The 1,204-nt window shown below is 40.7% G+C and carries 3 protein-coding genes; all 3 read right to left on the minus strand.

Annotated elements, in window-relative coordinates; all coding sequences use genetic code 11:
* On the minus strand, positions 1 to 150 hold a 150-nt coding region (gene rpsR / locus ABZ319_RS40450), incomplete at its 3' end, for a 30S ribosomal protein S18 (protein ID WP_207810032.1).
* Between the two features lie 31 nt (positions 151 to 181).
* Entirely contained in the window at positions 182 to 652 is a 471-nt protein-coding gene (ssbA, locus tag ABZ319_RS40455; protein WP_354991885.1) for a single-stranded DNA-binding protein SsbA, read from the minus strand.
* An 11-nt stretch (positions 653 to 663) separates the two neighbouring features.
* Positions 664 to 954, minus strand: coding sequence for a 30S ribosomal protein S6 (gene rpsF / locus ABZ319_RS40460; RefSeq protein WP_354991886.1), 291 nt, complete (start codon positions 952 to 954; stop codon positions 664 to 666).
* Between the last annotated feature and the right edge of the window lie 250 nt (positions 955 to 1,204).

A 1,204-nucleotide genomic window follows, 5' to 3' on the forward strand; every position in this document is an offset into this window, starting at 1 on the left:
TGTTACACGACGAGGAAGGATTTTCCCACGTTCTGAAACGAAACGGCTAAGAAGCTCAGTATCTTTGTAATCAACATATTCAATTTTGTTTGCTGCGATGTAATCAACTTTTTTACGGCGTTTGAATCCGCCACGACGTTGTTGAGCCATGTTTTTTCTCCTTTATAGTATTAATTGTCCATTAGAATGGTAAATCATCATCTGAAATGTCCAATGGATTTGTTGCTCCAAATGGATTTTCAGAACGTGAAAAGTCTGGTACTGGGTTTGCAGGTGCTGATTGACCAGCAGTTGGTGCAGAATAAGCCCCACCTGTATGTCCTTCACGCACTCCGCGGCTTTCCAACATTTGGAAATTCTCAGCCACGACTTCTGTTACGTAGACACGTTGTCCTTGCTGGTTATCGTAACTACGAGTCTGGATACGACCTGTGATCCCGATAAGAGAGACTTTTTTAGCCCAGTTAGCAAGATTTTCAGCCTGTTGGCGCCACATAACGACATTGATAAAATCAGCCTCACGTTCGCCATTTTGACTCTTGAATGTACGGTTTACTGCAAGAGTAAAAGTCGCAACTGCTACATTTGATGGGGTATAACGCAACTCAGCGTCACGTGTCATACGCCCTACAAGTACAACATTGTTAATCATAATTTACCTTCTTACGCGTCAAGTTTGACGATCATGTGACGAAGAATGTCAGCGTTGATTTTTGAAAGACGGTCAAACTCTTTAAGAGCTAAGTCGTCGTTTGCTTCAACGTTAACGATGTGGTAAAGTCCTTCACGGAAATCTTGGATTTCGTATGCAAGACGACGTTTTTCACATGATTTTGATTCAACAACAGTTGCACCGTTGTCAGTCAAGATAGAGTCAAAACGTGCTACCAAAGCGTTTTTCGCTTCTTCTTCAATGTTTGGACGAATGATATAAAGAATTTCGTATTTAGCCATTGATATGTTCCTCCTTTTGGTCTAATGACCCCAAGACTTTGCAAGGGGTAAGTGAGGTTTGCTCACAATTAACTATTATACTAGAAAAACTGATAGATAGCAAGATAAAAGTGAAAAAAAGAAGATGAAATTATCTTCTTTTTACTAGTTTATGGTTTGATACGATGCAACATACGTGGGAATGGAATGGCTTCACGGATGTGTTTGGTTCCAGCTGCGAAGGTTATCATACGCTCGATACCGATACCAA

The sequence above is a fragment of the Nocardia sp. NPDC005978 genome (assembly GCF_040614455.1).
Taxonomy (GTDB): domain Bacteria; phylum Actinomycetota; class Actinomycetes; order Mycobacteriales; family Mycobacteriaceae; genus Nocardia.